Here is a 20,190-nt window from a genome sequence, read left to right on the forward strand (position 1 = left end):
AGATGAACATCAGCAGTGCCATGGTGGTGGCCGCCAGGCATTGGCGGAAGATCTGCCAGACCACGCTGGTCAACTATGGAATCTCCGAAGCCTGCGCCGTGCCGTTGTTGATGATCGGGCGGTTGGGCGAGGGCGTGCGTCAGGTGCAAGTGGCGCAGGCAGCCGGGATGGAAAGTCCGTCGCTGGTACGCCTGCTCGACCAGTTGTGCCACGCCGGCTACGTCTGTCGCACCGAAGATGCGCAGGATCGTCGGGCCAAGTGCCTGAGCCTGACCGACACCGGCCGTGAGCTGGTGCAAGCGGTGGAAAGCGAACTGGTGCGTCTGCGTCATGAAGTGCTCGAAGGCATCGACCAGAGTGATCTGGAGGCTACGCTTCGAGTACTGCGAGCTTTTGAGGCGGCCAATCCGTCTGTGGTGATCAATTCTTGAACGGTTTTTTCTCCGGCATTCCGCCTGCCCGTGACTGGTTCTACGGGGTTCGTACCTTTGCAGCGTCGATGATTGCGCTATACATCGCCTTGCTCATGCAAATGCCGCGTCCGTATTGGGCGATGGCCACGGTGTACATCGTCTCCAGCCCGTTTCTCGGCCCGACCAGTTCCAAGGCGCTGTACCGCGCCATCGGCACCTTTCTCGGGGCGGCGGCGGCGGTGCTGTTCGTGCCGATGTTCGTGCAGAGCCCATATGTGCTGGTGGTGGTGATTGCCTTGTGGACGGGGATTTTGCTGTTCCTGTCGCTGCACCTGCGCACCGCCAATAACTACGCGCTGATGCTGGCCGGTTACACATTGCCGCTGATTGCCTTGCCGACCGTGGATAATCCGCTGGCGGTGTGGGACGTGGCGGAGGCGCGCACCGAAGAGATCTTTCTTGGCATCGCCGTGGCGGCGGTGGTCGGCGCGATGTTCTGGCCGCGGCGTCTGGCGCCGGTGTTCAACGACGCGGTGGGCAAATGGTTCGCCGACGCTACCACCTACAGCTTGAAGTTCCTCAGCCGTGACGTGCAGCCTGAACAGATCGCCGCGCTGCGCATGGCCATGGTCGCTAACTTCAACAGCCTCGAATTGATGATCGGCCAGTTGCCCCACGAAGGCGCCCGGCCGCAAACAGTGCGCAACACCAAGGAGCTGCGCGGGCGGATGATCCACCTGTTGCCGGTGATCGACGCGCTGGAAGACTCGCTTTACGCCCTCGAACGGCGCACCCCGGAGCTGGTGGAGAAATTCGCACCGCTGCTGACCGCGACCCAGGAGTGGCTCGGCCATAACGACGCCGATCTGGTGCGTTGGCAGGCGCTCAAGGATCAACTTCAGGCCCTGCAGCCAAGCTGCGAGGCGCTGGAAGATCGCAAGCAATTGCTGTTCTCCAACGCGATTTATCGCCTCGGCGAATTCATCGATCTGTGGCAGGACTGCCGCAGTCTGCAGGACGCGATTCTCTGCGAGCGCCAGGACAGCTGGCGTGCGGTGTACCGGCACTGGCGCCTCGGGCGGCTGACGCCGTTTCTCGACCGCGGGATGATGCTGTATTCGGTGGCCTCGACCGTTCTGGCGATCATCGTCGCTTCGGTGCTGTGGATTCTGCTCGGCTGGCCGGACGGTGGCAGTGCGGTGATTCTGGCGGCGGTAGCGTGCAGTTTCTTCGCCTCGATGGACGACCCGGCGCCACAGATATATCGATTTTTTTTCTGGACCGGGATGTCGGTGCTGTTCGCCAGCCTTTACCTGTTTCTGATTCTGCCGAACCTGCACGATTTCCCGATGCTGGTACTGGCGTTTGCGGTTCCGTTCATCTGTGTCGGCACCCTGACGGTGCAGCCGCGCTTCTTCCTCGGCATGCTCCTGACGCTGGTCAACACCTCGTCGTTCATCAGCATTCAGGGCGCGTACGACGCGGACTTCTTCGCCTTTGTGAACTCCAACCTGGCCGGCCCTCTGGGCCTGTTGTTCGCGTTCATCTGGACCCTGATCGCCCGCCCGTTCGGCGTCGAACTGGCCGCCAAACGTCTGACCCGCTTCAGCTGGAAAGACATCGTGCGCATGACCGAGCCGGCCAATCTGGCCGAACATCGGCATCTGGGCGTGCAGTTGCTCGACCGTTTGATGCAGCACTTGCCGCGTCTGGCCATGACCGGCCAAGACACCGGGATTGCCATGCGTGAAGTGCGCGTGGGCTTGAACCTGCTCGATCTGCTGGCTTACACGCCACGGGTCAGCGGCGCGCCGAAGGCCCTGCTGCAGCAAGTGGTGGCTGAGGTCGGCGAGTATTTTCGCGCGTGTCTGAAGGCCGGCGAACGCTTGCCGGCACCGAGTCCTTTATTGATGACCATGGATCGCGCCCGCCGTGCGCTCAAAGGCCACGGCGATGAAGAAACCCGGCTAAACCTGTTGCATGCCTTGAGCGGTTTGCGCTTGGCGCTGCTGCCCGGTGTGGAATTCGTCAGCACGGGCGATGCCGAAGAACCGCTGCCCGATGGAGCGCCCCTATGATCGGTGATCTGGATATCAGCGGCATTTTCCTGCCGACCCTGCTGGTGCTGATGGGCATCACCTATGTGTTGTTTGTGCTGGTGCACGGCGTGCTCACGCGTGTGCACTTTTACCGTCTGGTCTGGCACCGGGCATTGTTCAACGTGGCGCTCTACGCCGTGATGCTGTACGGCGTGGACTCACTCAGTCGATACCTGATGACATGAAAAAACCGTTTCTGACTATCGGTCGCGTGGTCCTGACCCTGCTGATCGTGACTTTTGCCGTCGTCCTCGTCTGGCGCATGGTGATGTATTACATGTTTGCGCCGTGGACCCGTGACGGCCACATTCGCGCTGACATTATTCAGATCGCCCCGGACGTGTCCGGGCTGATCCAGCAGGTCGAGGTCAAGGACAACCAGTTGATCAAACGCGGCCAGGTGCTGTTCAGCATCGACCAGGACCGCTTCAAACTGGCCCTGCGTCAGGCTAAAGCGGCGGTCGCCGATCGCGAAGAAACCCTGGCCCAGGCGCAGCGTGAAGCCAAGCGTAACCGTGGTCTGGGCAATCTGGTGCCGGCCGAACAACTGGAAGAAAGCCAGTCGAAAGTCGCCCGGGCGCAATCGGCGCTGGCCGAAGCGCTGGTGACGGTGGACAGCGCGCAGCTCAATCTGGATCGTTCGGTGATCCGCAGCCCGGTGGACGGCTACGTCAACGACCGCGCGCCGCGTGTGCAGGAATTCGTCACCGCCGGGCGTCCGGTGTTGTCGGTGGTCGACAGCAACTCGTTCCACATCGACGGCTATTTCGAAGAAACCAAACTCGATGGCATTCATGTCGGGCAGTCGGTGGATATCCGTGTGATCGGCGACAAGGCCAGGCTGCGCGGGCATGTCGAAAGCATCGTCGCCGGTATCGAAGACCGCGACCGCACCAGCGGCAACAACCTGCTGCCGAACGTCAACCCGGCGTTCAGCTGGGTGCGCCTGGCACAACGGATTCCGGTGCGCATCGCCTTTGACGAGGTGCCGGAAGACTTCCGCATGATCGCCGGGCGGACTGCGACCGTATCGATCATCGACGACAAAACGCAGGAGCCCGCGCAATGAACAGGGCCCTGATGATCGCCGGGTTGGGCCTGATGCTCTCGGCCTGTCAGATGGTCGGGCCGGACTATCACCTGCCCGCTGACGCGGCGGTGCAGCGCAAGGATTTTCAGGGCGAGCTGGCGGTGGACGGCAAACCAGTGGTGTCGGCGCCGGTGCCGGCGGACTGGTGGCGGCTGTATCAAGACCCGCGTCTGGATCAACTGGTGCAGCAGGCCATGGCTTCCAATACGGATTTGCGCGTGGCGGCGGCCAACCTGTCGCGGGCGCGTGCCCAGGTCGATGAAGCCGAAGCGGCCGGCGGCTGGAGCGGCGGCGTGAAGATGGGCGCGCAGCGCTTGCAGGAATCCGGACAAGCATTCCTGCTGCCGGAAAAAGTCCCGGTGGCCAACGTCGCTGACATCGGTATCAGCGCGTCTTACCAGTTCGATCTGTGGGGCACGCTGCAACGCGGGATCGAAGCGGCGAAAGCCAACGCCGATGCCACTCAAGCGGCGGCCGACACCGCGCGCATCACCCTGGTGGCGGACGTGGTCCGTGCCTACACCCAAGTGTGCGCCGCCAACGAAGAACGGGAAATCGCTCAGCATTCCCTCGACCTGCAATCGCAGAGCACCACGCTGATCCAGCGCTTGCGCGATGCCGGGCGTGGTGACGAGACCCAGGTCACCCGTTCGCAAACCCAATTCAAATCCTTGCGGGCTGACCTGCCGCGCTACGAAGCGGCGCGTCAGGCCGGATTGTTCCGCCTGTCGATGCTGCTGGCCAAACCGGTCGATCAATTGCCGGCCGGCACCGCCACCTGCGCCGAACTGCCGAAAATCGCCCAACAGTTGCCGGTGGGCGACGGTGCGGCGCTGCTCAAGCGTCGCCCCGATGTGCGGCAGGCCGAGCGTCGTCTGGCCGCCGCGACCGCCGGTATCGGCATTGCAACCGGTGAGCTGTACCCGGACATCAGCATCGGCGCGACCATCGGCACCGTCGGCATCGTTTCCGATCTTGGCGATCCATCGACCAACCGCTGGGGCTTTGGCCCGTCGCTGAGCTGGAAAGTGCCGACCAACGGCGCCCGCGCACGGATCCGTGAGGCCGAAGCCAACACTCAGGGCGCGCTGGCGCATTTCGACGGTGTGGTGCTCAACGCCATCCGCGAAACCCAGACCGGTCTGGCCCAGTACAGCGCACTGCTGCAGCGTCGCGATGCACTGGCCGACGCCGAGCAATCGGCGAAACTGGCGGCAGACCAGACCCATCGCTTCTTCCAGGCCGGGCGCGAGTCGTTCCTCGCCGACCTGCAGGCGACCCGCACCTACACCGACGTCACTGCGCAACTGGCCGCCGCCAACACCCAGGTTGCCATGAGCCAGATCGATTTGTTCCTCGCCCTCGGTGGTGGTTGGGAAAGCGGACGAACGCAAGCCTCAAGCACCAGCAAACCCTGAAGCCGTTGCTATGCTTTGAAGTGTTGAAAGGGTGCCCCGTGCAACGCACCCTTTCAGCACACATCGCTAGCGCTGGTCTAGGGGAAACCAATAATGAAAAACCCTTACGCTCTCGGCTTCTGGTGCGCCCTGGTAGCGCTGGTGCTGCTGTCGGCCACCTATTTCTACGGCATCATGCTGGCCCATCAGATCGACAAGGCCATGGTCTTCCTCGACAGCGCCACGGCGTTGATCGCGGTGATGGCAATCGTGGTGGTGGCCTGGGCGTCGATCCAGGTGCAGCGAGTCAAGAAAAGACAACTTGAACAAGGCAAGACCCTGGTGCTGATCTGGGACACCAAAGTCGCCCTGCGCCGGGTCGAAACCGTGTTCGATCGCTACTTCTGGGGCAGCTACTGGCAACCGGGACGCACCTTCGCCGAAGTCATGGGCGAACTCACCGGCACCCCGCTGGAAAAAAGCCTCGAAGCCCTGAAAAAACAGTGCCTGGAACTCGACAAGCAGATTGCCGATGAAGGCTGGCACTGGCTCAACAATGCCCGCGAACTGTCGGATGTCGCCACGGCCATGGCCCGTGAGCGCTATCAGCTGGATTTCTGCGATCCCCGGGCCGATGGGCCGGGCGGGGCGGTGATTGATCGCGACTTTGAAGTGCTGGTGTATACCTGGACGGCGCGGTTGAAGAGCTTTGATCATCAGCTCGATGAGATCGAGGTTCAGTATTCCTGATCTTCTGGGAGTCCTCTGGCCCCATCGCTGGCAAGCCAGCTCCCACAGTTTTTGTGGTGTTCTCGGATTTTGTGAACACAACCAGTCCTGTGGGAGCTGGCTTGCTAGCGATAGCGTCCTCAAAAACACTGCAACTCTCCCCGCCTGTCAGCTGTCCACACTCCCCATAGACACTCTTTAACCTTTAAACATTGGGCCGCCTCGCGCTGCCAGTGCTAATCTCCACCGCTAATTTCAGCGGAGTCGAGCCGCGACCCGGTCACGGGTTCAGGGAAGACGACCACACTTACAGCCACGGACATTGATCAGGTCATTCATGAATAAATCAGCAGGCGTGCTTCTCGGGATTGTTGTTGCCATCGGTGCGATCAGTGCCGGCGGGGCCTGGTATACCGGGACCAAGATCGAAGGCGTGCTGAACAACGCCGTCAGCAACGCCAACAAAGAGCTGCAGACCGCGATGGCCGGCTCCAATGGCAGCGCGTCGCTGGAGCTGGTGTCGCTGGAGCGCCACACCTTCACCAGCACCGCGCACTACCGCCTCAAGGGCGAAGGCGAGATGTTCGGTGACCAGCCGGTCGAGCTGCTGTTCGTCGATCACATCGAACACGGCCCGCTGCCGTTCTCGCGCCTGGTTTCGCTGAAGTGGCTGCCGGTCATGGCCACCAGCAATTACGAGCTGGAAAAGAGCCCGGCCACCGAAAAATGGTTTGCCGCCACCAAAGGCGCCGCGCCGCTCAAAGGTGTGACCAACATCGGCTACGACGAATCCACCACCAGCAGCCTGGAACTGCTGCCGCTGGAAACCGCGCTGGACGAACAGTCGAGCCTGAAGTTTTCCGGCCTGACCATGAACATCTCCGCCAGTGCCCAGGCGCAGAAGGTCAAGGCTGACGGCTACATGGACAGCCTGAAACTGGTCACCGTGGCGCAGGATCAGGCACCGGTGCAGGTCGAACTCAACGGTCTGACCCTGGCCAGCAACCTCACCAAGAGCAGCTACGGCTACTACACCGGGGAAAACACCCTGGAGCTGACCAACAGCAAAACCACCTTCGGTCCCAAGCAGTCAGTACTCGGCGTGAAGAACTTCGAAATGAAGAACCTCACCGAAGAGAGCGGCAGCAATGCCTCGGGCCGCGCTGACTACAAGGTCGGTGAAGTCACCCTCAACGACAAGAAAATCGGTTCGGCCAACATGGCCATGAGCCTGAAGAACCTCGACATCCCGTCGACGATGTCGCTGATGCAGATCTACCAGACCAAATTGCAGCCGTACGAGAAGGAAGCGGCGGCCGCTGCCGAGGCCGGTCTGCCGGCACCGGAATTGAACCTGACCGAAGCCGAGTCGGCACAGGTCAAGGCTGACCTGCAAAAACTGCTGGCCGCCAGCCCACAGATCGCGCTGGAAAACCTGTCGCTGAAAACCGCCAACGGTGAAAGCCGCGCCAGCCTGGTGATTGATCTGACCAAGCCGCAGTCGATGGACCTGCCGCCGGATCAACTGGGTAAACAGTTGGTCGCGCTGCTGGACCTGAATATTCAGGTGTCCAAGCCGATGCTGATCGATCTGCTCAGCGTGCAGGCACAGCTCGACGGCCAGACTGACGCCAAAGCCATCGTCGATCAGGCCAGCGCCGGCGCCGACATGTTCTCCGGCATGGCAGTCGGTTCGCAATTGGCGACCGTCGACGGCACCAATGTCGTGACCAAGCTGCATTACGCCGCCAACCAGGTGGAATTCAACGGCCAGAAAATGACCGTCGAGCAGTTCGTCGGCTTCCTGATGAGCAAGTTCGCTGGCGTCACGCAAGTGCAGTAATCCTGCGCTCTAAATAGCAACGCCCGGCCTCTGGATTCGCGGACGCCGGGCGTTTTGCTGTCTGGCGTTCGGGTTTTCCACTGAGCCGGCGCCACGATTCTGAACAATTATTGTGTTCTGAATATTCGACTACGCTTGCATGCAAGACTGCCTGACTAAGCTTGGCTGGGTCTTTATTGGCTCAGCCTCCGTTACGAATGGGCAAGGGGGGCATTGCGACCCGGCTGGCCATGTAAGGATGCTGACGAATGCCGCGTATTGATGTGCCTGTTCTACATCGTGGTTTACGCCCGTTGTTTCGTGTTGCGCTGTGCAGCCAGTTGCTCTGGCCGGCACTGGCGTTTGCCGATACGCCCTACGATCAGATGGTGCGTGATGCCCGTGCCGGCCAGACCACGCCTGCGCTGAACGTGCTGCGCCAGGTGCCACCGGGGCAGTCGACCACTGGCCAGATCAGCGATCACCTGCAGATCGCCAGTTGGGCCGGCCTCGATGCCGAAGTGGTGCAGGTCTATGAAACCCAGGGCCGTGACCGGGTGCTGCCGGTGCAGGCACTGACCGCCACCGCTCGGGCCTATCGCAACCTCAAGCGTTGGGATCAGGCGACTCAGGTCTACAACAAGGCGCTGGCGCTGGAGCCGGACAACGCTGACCTGCAATTGGGGCTGGCCCTGACTCAGGCTGACGCGGGCAAACCCGACGAAGCCGTGACCCGCGCCAAGGCGCTGGTCGCCGCCAAACCCGACGATCCTTCGCGCCGCCTCGCCCTGGGCTATGCCCTGACCCGCGCCGGCAAGCAGTACGACGCGTTGTTTGAATACGATCAAGCGTTTATCCGTGCCGGCAGCAAGCCGGAAGTCGCCCGCGAATACGTGGTCGCCCTGCAAAAGGCGCGGCTGCCGGAACCGGCGCTGCGTCTGGCCAATCAACGTCCGGGGCTGATCGACCCGGTCACCTTGCGTCGACTCGAAGGTGATCTGGCCGCCGAACGCGTGCGTCTGGCCGAACTCGCCACCCGCAGTGAAAAAGAACGCTACGTGATCGCCGACCGCGCGCTGGCCGATTACGACAAACTGCTCGCCACCTGGACCCCGGATGCCAGCGCCCATGATGACGTGATTCGCTGGCGTATCGACCGCATGGGCGCGCTCAAGGCCCGGGCGCGCACCGCCGACGTGATCAATGAATACCAGAAGCTGCAAAGCGAAGGCGTGAAGATTCCGACTTACGCCTTGCGCTGGGTCGCCGCGTCGTATCTGGATCAGCGCCAGCCAGAAGTCTCTACCGACCTGTATCGCCAGGTGTTGTCGGCCCCGGACGCCGATGTCGGTGATCGCCTCGAAGACACCACCGCGTTGTACTACTCGCTGCTGGAAAGCGACCGCGCCGATGAAGCGCGCAAACTCGCCGAGGATCTGGCCAAGACCCAGAAACCGCGCGTCGAACTCAAGGGCTTGCCGATCGGCAACCCGAATGATGAGTGGATGGACGCCCAGCAACTCGCGGCGCAGGCCGGCACCTACGGCTCCGACCTGCCGCACGGCGAAGAGCGCCTGCAGACACTGGTCGATCAGGCCCCGGGCAACCTCGGTTTGCGTCTGGCCCAGGCCGATCTGTACCTGGCTCGGCAATGGCCACGCCGCGCGGAAAATCAGCTCAAGGAAACCGAGAGCATGGCCCCGCGCGACATGGGCCTGGAACTGGCTCAGGCGCGCACCGCGATGACCCTGCAGGAATGGCGGCAAATGGATGCGCTGACCGATGACGTGGTCGCGCGTTTCCCCGACAACCGTCAGGTGCAGCGCGCGGCCCGCGAGCGCGAAGTGCACGACATGTCCGAACTGCGCGTCGAAGCCTATGGCGGCAAGGCCAACGGAGGCGGCAGTGGTGCGGGCGCGGTCAGTGGCAGCCGCGATTTCGGCATCCAGAGCACGCTGTACAGCCCGCCGATCGATGAAGACTGGCGGGTGTTCGTCGGCGCCGGTTATGCCACCGGCGACTTCGCCGAAGGCACGGGCACCGACCGCTTCCAGCGTGTCGGTCTGGAGCGCCGTACCCGCGACATGAGCCTGGAAGCCGAGGTCTCCAACCACGATTACGGTTACGGCGCCAAACAGGGCGCGCGCATCGCGATTGCCCGCGACATCAACGATCACTGGCAGTACGGCGGCAGCTTCGCCTATCTGTCGGCCGAGACGCCGTTGCGGGCGCTCAACAGCGACATCAAGGCCAACGGCGGCAACGCGTTCATTCGCTGGCGCGCCAACGAAAGTCGCGAGTGGCGGCTGTCGGTCAGCCCGTCGCACTTCAGTGATGGCAACAACCGCGTCGAGGCCTTGCTCACCGGGCGCGAGGGTGTCTACAGCGCGCCGAACGTGCAAGTCGATGCCGGTCTGGAAGTCGGTACCAGTCACAACTCCAAGTCCGAGGATGTGCCGTACTTCAACCCGAAGTCGGACTTCAGCGTGATGCCGACGGTCAACGTCAACCATGTGCTCTACCACCGTTACGAAACCTCGTGGAGCCAGCAGTTCCAGGCCGGAGCGGGTACGTACAGCCAGCGTGACCACGGCACCGGCGGCATGGCGATGCTCGGCTACGGCCAGCGTTATGCCTGGAACGACGTGTTCGAGGTGGGCGGTTTGTTCAGTGTGATCAACCGGCCCTACGACGGTGATCGGGAGACCGATCTGCGTCTGCTCGTCGACCTCACTTTCCGCTTCTAGAAGAGTTTGAAGATGCCTTTGATGACGCGTTTCATCCTTCTGCTGGGAGTGCTGCTGATCAGCGCCTGCGCCCAGCAAGCCCCGGCCTTCGCGCCGCCGTCGCAACGTCCGGTGGCGGCCAATGAAAAACCCTGGCCGAAAAACCACGTGCTGGGCATCGCCTATCACGATATCGAAGACCGCGACCCCGATCAGGCGGTGGTGGCGGTGCGCACCGAACGCATGATCGAGCAGCTCGCGTGGCTGCGGGAGAACGGCTACCAACCGGTCACCGTCGATCAGATCATGGCGGCGCGCAAGGGCGGCCCGGAACTGCCGGCCAAAGCGATCCTGCTCAGCTTCGACGATGGTTATTCAAGCTTCTACACCCGCGTGCTGCCGGTGCTGCGCGCCTACAACTGGCACGCTCTGCTGGCGCCGGTCGGCGTGTGGATCGACACGCCGCTTAATCAACCGGTGGATTTTGCCGGTGCACCCCGCGCACGCTCCGACTTCCTGACCTGGGATCAGGTGCGGGAAATCTCGCAGTCAGGGCTGGTGGAAATCGCCGCGCACACCGACGCCAGCCACAAAGGCATCCTCGCCAACCCGCAAGGCAACATGCAGCCGGCGGCGGCCACCCGACGCTACGATCCGCTCACCAAGCGCTATGAGTCCGAAGAGCAGTTCCGTGCTCGAATCAGCAATGACGTGGCGACCATCTCGGAAAAAATCCGCAAGGTCACCGGCAAGAAACCGCGCATCTGGGTCTGGCCGTACGGCACGGCGGACGGCACATCGCTGGCCGTGATCGGCGAGCAGGGCTACGAAATGGCCCTGACCCTGGACGACGGTCTCGACGCCCTCGACAACCTGATGAGCAGTCCGCGCTTCCTGGTGGCCTCGGATCCTGACGGCGAGCATTTCGCCAACAGCATCGTCGGCGTGCAATCGGATTTCGCCATGCGTGTGGTGCACGTTGATCTGGACAACGTTTACGACCCAGACCCGGCGCAACAGGAAATCAACCTCGGCAAGCTGATCCAGCGCATGGCCGACATGGGTGCCAACACCGTGTTCCTGCAGGCTTTCGCCGATCCGAAGGGCGACGGACTGGTGCACTCGCTGTACTTCCCCAACCGTCACCTGCCGGTGCGCGCCGACATCTTCGACCGCGTTGCCTGGCAACTGCGCACTCGGGCGCACGTGAAAGTCTTCGCCTGGATGCCAGTGCTGAGTTTTGGCCTCGACTCGAAGCTGCCGCGTGTCACGCGCTGGGATCCGAAGACCGGCACCACCTCGGTCGATCCGGGCCAATATCAGCGCCTGTCGCCGTTCGATCCGCAAGTACGGCGGATCATCGGTGAAATCTACGAAGACGTGGCGCGTCTGACCTCGGTCGACGGCATTCTGTACCACGACGACGCGGTGCTCTCGGACTTCGAAGACGCCAGCCCCGAGGCCCTGAAAGCTTATGCCGCGCACGGCTTGCCCGGGTCAATCGCTGCGCTTCGAGATGATCCGGCGGCGATGCAGCGCTGGACGCGCTTCAAGAGTAAATACCTGATCGATTTCACCAATGAGCTGACCGCCAAGGTCCGTGCGATCCGTGGCCCGCAAGTGCTGACCGCACGCAACATCTTCGCCGAGCCAGTGCTCAATCCTGAGAGCGAAGCCTGGTTTGCGCAGAACCTCGACGACTTCCTCGTGACTTACGACTGGACGGCGCCGATGGCCATGCCGTTGATGGAAAAACAGACCGAGGCGCAATCCGGCCCGTGGCTTGAAGAACTGGTGGCGAAGATCAAACAGCGCCCTGGTGCACTGGATCGCACAGTCTTCGAACTGCAGGCCCGCGACTGGACGAAAAAGGATCAGGCCGACATCGACGGTGCGCAACTGGCGGACTGGATGGGCCGGCTCAAGCGTCAGGGGGCGACCAGTTTTGGTTACTACCCGGACAACTTCCTCGACAACCTGCCGGACCTGAAAACCGTAAGGCCTGCGCTCTCCAACAAATGGAACCCATGACATGCTGGATAGACTGTTAGCCCTGCTTGTTCTGGCGCTCGTCCTCGGCGTGCCGCTGGGGTTGATCTTCCTGGTCACCGGGCAGTTCCTGATGGACTTCGTGTTCTTCTACCCGTTGTTCATGTCCGGCCTGTGGATTTCCGGCGGCCTGTATTTCTGGCTGCACTGGGAGCGTCACTGGCCATGGCAGGACGACACGCTGCCGCCGCCACTGGAAGGCGAGCCACTGATCTCGATCCTGATCCCTTGCTACAACGAAGGCGAAAACGCCGCCGATACCATTCACGCGGCGCTGGCCCAGCATTACCCGAACATCGAAGTCATCGCGATCAACGACGGTTCCAAGGACAACACCGCCGAAGTGCTCGACCGGCTCGCCCAGGAAGACCCACGCCTGCGGGTGCTGCATCTGGCGGAAAACCAGGGCAAGGCCGTGGCCCTGCGCATGGGCGCCATTGCCGCGCGCAGCGAATATCTGGTCTGCATCGACGGTGACGCGCTGCTGGCACCGAACACGGCGGCCTATCTGGTGGCGCCGATGCTCGACAACGCGCGCCTCGGCGCAGTGACCGGCAACCCGCGTATCCGTACACGTTCGACATTGGTCGGGCGGGTGCAGGTCGGCGAGTTCTCGTCGATCATCGGTCTGATCAAGCGCACGCAACGGGTGTTCGGGCGGATCTTCACCGTGTCCGGGGTGATCGTCGCGTTCCGCCGTACCGCGTTGAACCGGGTCGGCTACTGGAGCCCGGACATGATCACCGAAGACATCGACATCAGCTGGAAGCTGCAACTCGATCACTGGAGCATCTTTTACGAGCCGCGCGCGCTGTGCTGGATCCTGATGCCGGAAACCCTGCGTGGTCTGTGGAAGCAGCGCCTGCGCTGGGCCCAGGGCGGTGCCGAGGTGCTGTTCAAGAACATTCGCGGGATCTGGCAGTACCGCCATCGTTACCTGTGGCCGCTGCTGTTCGAGTATTGCCTTTCGACCGGTTGGGCCTTCACCTTTCTGCTGTCGGTAATCTTCTGGGCCGTTGGCAAGTTCGTGGTCATGCCGGAATCGATTGCCGTGCATCACCTGATGCCTCCGGCGTTCACCGGCCTGTTGCTGGCCTTCGTCTGTCTGGTGCAGTTCGCCGTCAGCATCATTATCGACCGGCGCTATGAGCCAGGTCTGGGCCGAACCATGTTCTGGGTAGTCTGGTATCCGATCGCTTTCTGGCTGGTCAGTCTGCTCACGACCTTGGTCAGCTTCCCCAAGGTCTTGTTTGGCCAACATCAGAAGCGTGCGCGCTGGGTCAGTCCTGATCGGGGCATCAAACCGGTCGGCGACGACGAAGAGGAGGTCATCAAATGAAAATCATCCGGACCCGCCAGCGACCGTTCCTGGTCGTGATCGACGTGATTCTCACCGTGCTGGCTTGGGTCGGCCTGCTGTTCCTGCTAATACGCGGGCTGTGGCCGCTGATCGAAACCCACGCGGGTGGGCCACGCATCGACAACTCGGCGTTCGAGGCGCTGGGTACGTTGCAGATCTACCTGTGGGTGGCGCTGGTCAACGCAGTGATCCTGATTGGTTGGGCGCGTTACCAACAGCGAAAAAGCAGAAGCTTCGCCCAGCGTCGATTGCCGGCGCCGGTGGTCGATGATGAAGGGCTGAGCAAGAGCTTCCGCCTGTGTGATGACCGCCTGGAGAAGCTGCGCACACCCGGGGTGATGACCATCCACAACGATCAGGAAGGTGATATCAGCCATGTGGTGCTGAACTTTCGGCCGCTGGAACCGGCGGAATTGCCGCCACCGCTGGCGCCGCTGGAGCATCCGCGGGTGATCTTTCTGCACGCCGAGGATGACGCAAACCGTGATCCGATAAATCGGCCCACCTGAGTTTCCACATCGTCGAGCGTTCAGCTGCGAATCAGCCGCCAAGCCTCCTCCATGGTGAGCGGCTGCTTCATCCGCTCGGCCAACATCGCCATGGCCCGCTCCTCCTCGCAAGCCACAGCGGCAACCACCACGCCGTTGTGACCAAACAGGCCGATGAAGGGCGGATGCTCGGGTTCGCCCTTGAACTCGATTTCATCCCACTGGCTGGCGTGGCCCAGGTAGTCGTAGTTCCTGCCGAAGTGCCAGGTCCAGAAAAACGGCACATCCAGATAATGCTCATCGGCGCCCAACATGTTGGCGGCAGCAATGCGCGCATGCTGCTGGGCCAGGCGCCAGTGTTCAATGCGTTGCGGCTGGCCGCTCAGGGGGAACGTGGCGATATCGCCAATTGCCCACAGCCCGTCGCAAACACGCAGGCCGGCGTCGACTCGCAGTGACTGGTCTTTCTCCCTCGGCAGCGACGCAAAAGCCTCGGTGGCTGGATGCACGCCGACCCCCGCCAGCACCAGATCCGCCGAGACGCGCAAACCGTTGTCCAACAGCACCGCTTCGACTTTGCCGTCGCCAATGATTTCCCGGACTTCGTGATCGGTGATGAATTTCACCCCGTGTTGTTCATGCAGCGCACGGATCGCTTCACCCACGGCTGTGCCGAATTGTGCGGCAAACGGAATGGCGTGGCGGGCGCTGACCGTTACTTCGAGCCCGAGCTGGCGCAGGGCCGAGGCGCATTCCAGGGCGATAAAGCTGTCGCCGATGATCAGCGCCCGCTGTTCGGGTTTGGCGTTGCGCATGATCTGTTCAGCCTGGGCTTTCGAACGCAGGACGAACACCTGTGGCAGATCAGCGCCGGGCAGTTGCAGCGGATTGGGCTCGCCGCCGGTGGCGAGCACCGCGGCGTCGTAACGTAGGGATTGGCCGTCGTGCAAATGCAGGGTTTTCGCTGAGGCGTCGAGGGCGGTGATTTCGCCTTGTCGGCGTTCGATGCGCTGCTCTTGATAAAAATCTTCATCGCGCAGCGGCGGGGTTTCCTGCGCCGACATTTCGCCGGCGAGGACAAATTTGCTCAGCACCGTGCGGTCGTAACCGGCGCCCGCTTCGCGGTCGAGCATGATGATCCGGCCACCGAAACCTTTCTCCCGCAGTGCCGCCGCACATGCCGTGCCCGCTGCACCTGCGCCGACTATCACGAAGGTGCGCGAATCATCGGCCGGCGGCGTGTGCCCATCCGGTAGCGGTTGATCATCGACCCAGACCTCATCGCCACGTAACTCCAGCGGATAACGCTTGAGGCTGTCGAGGGCCGGCGGCTCGCACAGCGCACCGTCTTCGACACGAAACGCGGCTTTGTGCCACGGGCAGATCAGGCGTCCGTTGCACAACGCGCCGTCAGCCAATGGCGCGCCGGCGTGTGGGCATTCGCCCTGAAACGCGCGCAGTTGGCCGTTAGCGCGCAACAGGACAACCTTTCGCTCGCCGATTTCGACTTGCAGGCCACGGTCTTCGGGGACATCGGCGACACGGGCGACACGGTGCAGGCTCATGGTCGTGCTCCTGACAGGCATTTCTCTTACGAGTTTGCGCCGCAGTGCGAGGTTCAGCCAATTGCCACTGCCACGGCACGAACGGTACGGCTATAGTTTGCAGGCCGACGAAGGCCCAACTGCACAAGGTGCTCCCGGAATGACCCGATTGACCTCTCTCAACCCTTGGCTGGCGGCCGTTGCCGTCGCCCTTTGCGTGCAGTTTCCGGCGCAGGCGGCCGAGCGCTTTACCCTCGATATCCCCGGTGTCTCGGACAACCGCCTGTTCACCTCCGCCGCCGCGAGCGATGCGGCCGGTTGCGGTGGCAAGAACCAGTCTCCGGCACTGGCCTGGAACGCGGGGCCTGCCGGCACCCAGAGCTACGCGATCGTCATGCACGACCCGGACGGCCAGAAAGGGGCTGGCGTCGATCACTGGATTCATTACGGCATCAAAGCCACCACCCGGCAGATCCCGGCCGGTGTCGGCGCCAAATCCAGTCTCGAAGGCGTAGGCGGCACCAACAGCAAAGGCACCACCCATTACATCGGGCCATGCCCACCGGTTGGCGACAGCGCCCACCACTACATCATTCAGATCTACGCCCTGGATCTGGCTCCGGATGCCTTGCCCGCCGGCCTGACCCGTGCCGAGCTGATGGACAAGATCAAAGGCCACGTACTGCGTAACAGCAGCGTGGTGCGGCGTTATCACCGCTAAAAATTTTTTTTGGCGGGGTTTAACCCGATCTGAAGGGGCTGCCCGTCTCAGTGGATGAATGGATCACTTTCATCCCGAGGTCAGCCCCCATGTCCCGCTCCCTGCCTTTTCTGCGACCCGTTGCTGTCGGTATGTTGTTGACCGTCGCCGGTTGCGGCGTGTCTTCCAATCCCGAATCGGCTGTTGTCCCGGCGCCGGCCCAGCCACAGGCGTCGATTCAGCATGAAGCGCTCAGCGTCGATGGCGCCATGGCCAAGCGCAGTGCGCGACCGGCGCCAATGGCGAGTTTCGCGGCGATGCCGGCCCCGGAAAGTTATCCACAAGGCTATCGCGACGAGCAGCGCGAGCAATATCAGGCGCTGGCCGATAATCCGATCCATAGCGTGGCCGAATCTCCGGTCTCAACCTTCAGCGCCGACGTCGATACCGGCGCCTACGCTAACGTCCGGCGTCTGCTCAATCAGGGACGCCTGCCTCCGGAAGGTGCGGTGCGGCTGGAAGAGATGGTCAATTACTTTCCCTACAACGATGCGCTGCCCAGCGATGGCTCGCCCTTCGGCGTGACTACCGAACTGGCCGCCACCCCGTGGAATCAGCACACGCGCCTGCTGCGGATCGGCATCAAGGCCTCCGACCGGGCCGTGGCGGAACTGGCCCCGGCCAATCTGGTGTTTCTGGTGGACGTGTCCGGTTCGATGGATCGCCGCGAAGGCCTGCCGCTGGTCAAAAGCACGCTGAAACTGTTGGTTGATCAGTTGCGCGAGCAGGACCGGGTGTCGCTGGTGGTGTATGCCGGCGAATCCCGCGTAGTGCTGGAGCCAACGTCTGGCCGGGAAAAAGCCAAAATTCGCACAGCTATCGAGCAATTGACCGCTGGCGGCTCAACTGCAGGTGCGTCGGGCATCGGACTGGCCTATCAAATGGCACAACAGGCGTTCATTCCCAAAGGCATCAACCGCATCCTGCTGGCCACTGACGGTGACTTCAACGTCGGCATCAGCGACTTCGACAGCCTCAAGCAAATGGCTGTGGATAAACGCAAAACCGGGATTTCCCTGACCACCCTGGGTTTCGGTGTGGATAACTACAATGAACACTTGATGGAACAGCTGGCCGACGCTGGCGACGGCAACTACGCCTATATCGATAACCTGCGCGAGGCGCGCAAAGTGCTGGTGGATCAGCTCGGTTCGACCCTGGCGGTGGTGGCGAAAAACGTCAAATTGCAGGTGGAATTCAATCCGGCACAGGTCAGTGAATATCGCCTGCTCGGCTACGAAAACCGTGCGCTTAAGCGTGAGGATTTCAGCAACGACAAGGTTGATGCCGGTGAGGTCGGCGCAGGACACACGGTGACCGCGCTGTATGAAATTGTCCCGGCAGGTGAGAAGGGCTGGCTGGAACCGCTGCGCTACGGTAAATCGGAAGCGGCGGTTTCGGCGAAAAACGGGGAATTGGCGATGCTGCGTGTCCGTTATCAACAGCCAGAAGGTGGGAAAAGTCTGCTGATCGAGCGGCCGATTACCGATCAAGTCGCACCGGCCAGTGACGATCTGCGTTTCGCAGCGGCGGTGGCGGCGTTTTCCCAGCAGCTCAAGGATGCTCGCTACACCGGCGACTTCAGCCTGAAAGACACCGAAGCGCTGGCCCGTGGCGCTCGCGGCGACGACCGCTTCGGTTTGCGCAACGAGTTCGTGCAACTGGTGGAACTGGCGCAAAGCCTGCGCGCCTCAACCGCATCGAATGCGATGCCCACTGAGCGACGGATTGAATAGTGAGCCGATTGAAAGGCTTCATCAGTCAGCTGTTTGCTGCGCCAGACAGCGCGGCCGCCAGCAGCGATGAAACGCTGCTGGCGCGTTATCGCGAAGGCGACGGCGCGGCGTTCGAGATTTTGTACGCCCGTCATCGGCAAAGTCTGTATCGCTTTCTGCTCGGGTTGAGCGGCAAACCGGAACTGGCTGACGAGGTGTTTCAGGACACTTGGCTGAGTCTGATCCGCAGCACCAGTCAGCCACAAGGGCGGGCGACGTTTCGTACATGGTTGTTCCAGATTGCGCGCAATCGGCTGATTGATCACTGGCGTAAACACGGCGCATATCTGCCGCTGCACGACAGTTACGACGAACAACTGCACGCGGTCGGCGACGAGACCCACGATCCCGAGCAACTGCTGAACCTCAGCCGCGACAGCCAGCGCCTGGAAAGCGCTCTGCAAACCTTGCCTGCCGATCAGCGCGAAGTGTTCCTGCTGCGTGCCCACGGCGACCTCGACCTGGCACAAATCGCCAGCCTCACCGAAACACCGCTGGAAACCGTCAAGAGCCGCTTGCGCTACGCCCAGCAAAAACTGCGTCGGCTGCTGGCCGAGGAGGTACTGACATGACTGACGCCCGCCAGACACCCGAAGAGCAACTGCTCAAACATTATCGCGAGCAACACACCGGCGAGCCTTCAGAACAGCTCGATGCGCTGATTCTCGCCGCTGCGCGCCGCGCAGCTCCGGCGCCCAAGCCCAGCCTGTGGCAACGCTGGTGGCACGTCTGCCAGAAACCGCGCTGGCAGGTCGCCTTCGCCAGTCTGGTTGGTGTGGCGCTAATGCTGTCGCTGGTGCAACGTGCACCCGAGCCGCAAGCACAATTCGACTTCGCCCCGGCGGCCAAACCGGCTGCGCCAATGGCGCGCCAGCAAGCGCCCGAAGCGCAGGCACTGGCCTCTCCGCCCGCTGCGGCCATACCCGCGACGGCACCGATGATGGAAATGGCTGAGCCGATGCAAAGCGACGCGATCAGCGCCGACGAAGCCAGACTCAGCAAACGCGCCGCCGCCCCGGCCAACGGCCTGGATGAGCAACTGCGCGAAGTCCTGCGCCTGCGCGAGGCCGGCCAGTCGCAAGCCGCGGATGCGCTGTACAACAATCTGCACAAACGCTACCCCGGGGTGAACCTCGACCTGCGACTTGAGCGCATCCGCCAGAACTGACCGCTTGTTCACCCAGCCATTTGGCATTGCCCGGCAAAAACGCGCACTATCGAGCCATGGCTGAAGCGCTGGAGAACAAAGTGGCAGCAAAAATCGACCGCATCGCCCAACTCCTCAACTGCCCGCAGAAGGGCGAGGAGATGCGGCGCGCGATTACCGAGGCGCGCAAGGAGTTCCTGCTGAACCAGTCGGAAGACGACGTCGTGGAAGAAGACGAGGTTTTTGAGGAGGCGGCGGAAGAAGAGGAAGACGACGATTACGACGAGTTTGACTGGACGACGGAGTGACCGTCGTTGCATCTAACACCGCGCCCACAAAAAAGCCCCGGACCATCACAGTCCGGGGCTTTTCGTTTCAATTCATGGCGCACCAGGCGGGATTCGAACCCACGACCCCTGCCTTCGGAGGGCAGTACTCTATCCAGCTGAGCTACTGGTGCAGCGGGCGACATCATACCTAGGTCGGCTCGGGGCGTCCATGCCGGGTTTTGGCGGGTTTTGTCAGTGCGCGTGTCGGTGGAAACGCTGCATTACTTAAAGCTGTAACGTCCTGCAAAACCCTCGCTTGGCGCTTTTTCCCGGCTGATCTATGGTTTGGCTGCGGCCGGGGCTTTTTGCGCGTTGATCTGAAAAATCCAGCAAACGCAGGGTTTTTGTTCTTTTTTTCGAACGACCTATTGTCCTTTAACCCCTTTGCTCCTACGATCCGTTTGAGATTTCAAACGCTCTTTGACGGGGTGTGGAAGCGCAGGTGCGGCGAATAACGCACGA

At 62.1% G+C, this 20,190-nt stretch carries 17 protein-coding genes and 1 tRNA gene; 16 read left to right on the plus strand and 2 right to left on the minus strand.

Going from position 1 to position 20,190, the window contains the following annotated elements; translation table 11 throughout:
* The first annotated feature begins 2 nt into the window (after nt 1-2).
* From OC71_RS15710 to pgaD, 11 genes are all read left to right on the plus strand, one after another.
* Nucleotides 3-431 carry a MarR family winged helix-turn-helix transcriptional regulator gene (locus OC71_RS15710; protein WP_041070985.1) on the plus strand — a complete coding sequence of 143 codons (429 nt, stop codon included), beginning with the start codon at nt 3-5 and terminating at the stop codon, nt 429-431.
* Nucleotides 428-2,491 carry an FUSC family protein gene (locus OC71_RS15715; protein WP_041070988.1) on the plus strand — a complete coding sequence of 688 codons (2,064 nt, stop codon included), beginning with the start codon at nt 428-430 and terminating at the stop codon, nt 2,489-2,491. The genes OC71_RS15710 and OC71_RS15715 overlap by 4 nt, the downstream gene beginning before the upstream one ends.
* Complete coding sequence (locus tag OC71_RS15720; protein ID WP_041070991.1) at nt 2,488-2,697, plus strand: DUF1656 domain-containing protein; 210 nt, start codon at nt 2,488-2,490, stop codon at nt 2,695-2,697. Before OC71_RS15715 ends, OC71_RS15720 begins: the two co-directional genes overlap by 4 nt.
* Nucleotides 2,694-3,581, plus strand: coding sequence for an HlyD family secretion protein (locus tag OC71_RS15725; RefSeq protein WP_041070994.1), 888 nt, complete (start codon nt 2,694-2,696; stop codon nt 3,579-3,581). The genes OC71_RS15720 and OC71_RS15725 overlap by 4 nt, the downstream gene beginning before the upstream one ends.
* Nucleotides 3,578-5,020, plus strand: a complete 1,443-nt coding sequence (locus tag OC71_RS15730) for an efflux transporter outer membrane subunit (protein WP_041070997.1) — start codon at nt 3,578-3,580, stop codon at nt 5,018-5,020. Before OC71_RS15725 ends, OC71_RS15730 begins: the two co-directional genes overlap by 4 nt.
* Nucleotides 5,021-5,113: 93 nt before the next feature.
* On the plus strand, nt 5,114-5,749 hold the full coding sequence (locus OC71_RS15735) for a hypothetical protein (protein WP_025113416.1): 636 nt from the start codon (nt 5,114-5,116) through the stop codon (nt 5,747-5,749).
* Nucleotides 5,750-6,065: 316 nt separating this feature from the next.
* A complete protein-coding gene (locus OC71_RS15740) occupies nt 6,066-7,571 on the plus strand; it encodes a YdgA family protein (protein WP_041071001.1) in 1,506 nt (501 codons plus the stop codon).
* Nucleotides 7,572-7,819: 248 nt separating this feature from the next.
* A complete protein-coding gene (gene pgaA, locus OC71_RS15745) occupies nt 7,820-10,297 on the plus strand; it encodes a poly-beta-1,6 N-acetyl-D-glucosamine export porin PgaA (RefSeq protein ID WP_041071004.1) in 2,478 nt (825 codons plus the stop codon).
* Nucleotides 10,298-10,309: 12 nt separating this feature from the next.
* Entirely contained in the window at nt 10,310-12,307 is a 1,998-nt protein-coding gene (gene pgaB / locus OC71_RS15750) for a poly-beta-1,6-N-acetyl-D-glucosamine N-deacetylase PgaB (RefSeq protein WP_041071007.1), read from the plus strand.
* Between the two features lies 1 nt (nt 12,308).
* Nucleotides 12,309-13,664, plus strand: a complete 1,356-nt coding sequence (gene pgaC / locus OC71_RS15755; RefSeq protein ID WP_041071010.1) for a poly-beta-1,6-N-acetyl-D-glucosamine synthase — start codon at nt 12,309-12,311, stop codon at nt 13,662-13,664.
* Nucleotides 13,661-14,194, plus strand: coding sequence for a poly-beta-1,6-N-acetyl-D-glucosamine biosynthesis protein PgaD (pgaD, locus tag OC71_RS15760; RefSeq protein WP_041071013.1), 534 nt, complete (start codon nt 13,661-13,663; stop codon nt 14,192-14,194). The genes pgaC and pgaD overlap by 4 nt, the downstream gene beginning before the upstream one ends.
* A gap of 20 nt (nt 14,195-14,214) precedes the next feature.
* Here pgaD and OC71_RS15765 read toward each other — a convergent pair whose 3' ends face one another.
* Nucleotides 14,215-15,738, minus strand: coding sequence for an FAD-dependent oxidoreductase (locus tag OC71_RS15765; protein WP_041071016.1), 1,524 nt, complete (start codon nt 15,736-15,738; stop codon nt 14,215-14,217).
* A gap of 139 nt (nt 15,739-15,877) precedes the next feature.
* On the opposite strand from OC71_RS15765, the gene OC71_RS15770 reads away from it, so the two are divergent.
* The 5 genes from OC71_RS15770 (at nt 15,878) to OC71_RS15790 (ending at nt 19,707) form a co-directional block, all read left to right on the plus strand.
* Nucleotides 15,878-16,438: a YbhB/YbcL family Raf kinase inhibitor-like protein gene (locus tag OC71_RS15770; protein WP_041071019.1), complete on the plus strand. Its 561-nt coding sequence runs from the start codon at nt 15,878-15,880 to the stop codon at nt 16,436-16,438.
* Nucleotides 16,439-16,527: 89 nt separating this feature from the next.
* Nucleotides 16,528-18,213 carry a VWA domain-containing protein gene (locus tag OC71_RS15775; protein WP_041071022.1) on the plus strand — a complete coding sequence of 562 codons (1,686 nt, stop codon included), beginning with the start codon at nt 16,528-16,530 and terminating at the stop codon, nt 18,211-18,213.
* A 29-nt stretch (nt 18,214-18,242) separates the two neighbouring features.
* Nucleotides 18,243-18,824 (plus strand): RNA polymerase sigma factor, encoded by a 582-nt coding sequence (locus tag OC71_RS15780; protein ID WP_256198924.1) that lies wholly within the window; start codon nt 18,243-18,245, stop codon nt 18,822-18,824.
* A complete protein-coding gene (locus tag OC71_RS15785; protein ID WP_041071028.1) occupies nt 18,821-19,420 on the plus strand; it encodes a hypothetical protein in 600 nt (199 codons plus the stop codon). The genes OC71_RS15780 and OC71_RS15785 overlap by 4 nt, the downstream gene beginning before the upstream one ends.
* Nucleotides 19,421-19,476: 56 nt before the next feature.
* Nucleotides 19,477-19,707: a hypothetical protein gene (locus OC71_RS15790; protein ID WP_177327917.1), complete on the plus strand. Its 231-nt coding sequence runs from the start codon at nt 19,477-19,479 to the stop codon at nt 19,705-19,707.
* A gap of 75 nt (nt 19,708-19,782) precedes the next feature.
* Here the strand turns inward: OC71_RS15790 and OC71_RS15795 are convergent.
* Nucleotides 19,783-19,859, minus strand: a tRNA-Arg gene (locus tag OC71_RS15795).
* Between the last annotated feature and the right edge of the window lie 331 nt (nt 19,860-20,190).

Source organism: Pseudomonas sp. W15Feb9B, from assembly GCF_000828175.1.
Lineage (GTDB): Bacteria > Pseudomonadota > Gammaproteobacteria > Pseudomonadales > Pseudomonadaceae > Aquipseudomonas > Aquipseudomonas parakoreensis.

Coding starts and splice junctions, on each gene's coding strand:
- OC71_RS15720 (WP_041070991.1), top strand. CDS start 2,488: ATGATCGGTGATCTGGATATCAGCGGCATTTTCCTGCCGACCCTGCTG.
- OC71_RS15790 (WP_177327917.1), top strand. CDS start 19,477: ATGGCTGAAGCGCTGGAGAACAAAGTGGCAGCAAAAATCGACCGCATC.
- OC71_RS15730 (WP_041070997.1), top strand. CDS start 3,578: ATGAACAGGGCCCTGATGATCGCCGGGTTGGGCCTGATGCTCTCGGCC.
- OC71_RS15785 (WP_041071028.1), top strand. CDS start 18,821: ATGACTGACGCCCGCCAGACACCCGAAGAGCAACTGCTCAAACATTAT.
- pgaC (WP_041071010.1), top strand. CDS start 12,309: ATGCTGGATAGACTGTTAGCCCTGCTTGTTCTGGCGCTCGTCCTCGGC.
- OC71_RS15740 (WP_041071001.1), top strand. CDS start 6,066: ATGAATAAATCAGCAGGCGTGCTTCTCGGGATTGTTGTTGCCATCGGT.
- OC71_RS15770 (WP_041071019.1), top strand. CDS start 15,878: ATGACCCGATTGACCTCTCTCAACCCTTGGCTGGCGGCCGTTGCCGTC.
- OC71_RS15735 (WP_025113416.1), top strand. CDS start 5,114: ATGAAAAACCCTTACGCTCTCGGCTTCTGGTGCGCCCTGGTAGCGCTG.
- OC71_RS15775 (WP_041071022.1), top strand. CDS start 16,528: ATGTCCCGCTCCCTGCCTTTTCTGCGACCCGTTGCTGTCGGTATGTTG.
- pgaA (WP_041071004.1), top strand. CDS start 7,820: ATGCCGCGTATTGATGTGCCTGTTCTACATCGTGGTTTACGCCCGTTG.
- pgaD (WP_041071013.1), top strand. CDS start 13,661: ATGAAAATCATCCGGACCCGCCAGCGACCGTTCCTGGTCGTGATCGAC.
- pgaB (WP_041071007.1), top strand. CDS start 10,310: ATGCCTTTGATGACGCGTTTCATCCTTCTGCTGGGAGTGCTGCTGATC.
- OC71_RS15765 (WP_041071016.1), bottom strand. CDS start 15,738: ATGAGCCTGCACCGTGTCGCCCGTGTCGCCGATGTCCCCGAAGACCGT.
- OC71_RS15710 (WP_041070985.1), top strand. CDS start 3: ATGAACATCAGCAGTGCCATGGTGGTGGCCGCCAGGCATTGGCGGAAG.
- OC71_RS15725 (WP_041070994.1), top strand. CDS start 2,694: ATGAAAAAACCGTTTCTGACTATCGGTCGCGTGGTCCTGACCCTGCTG.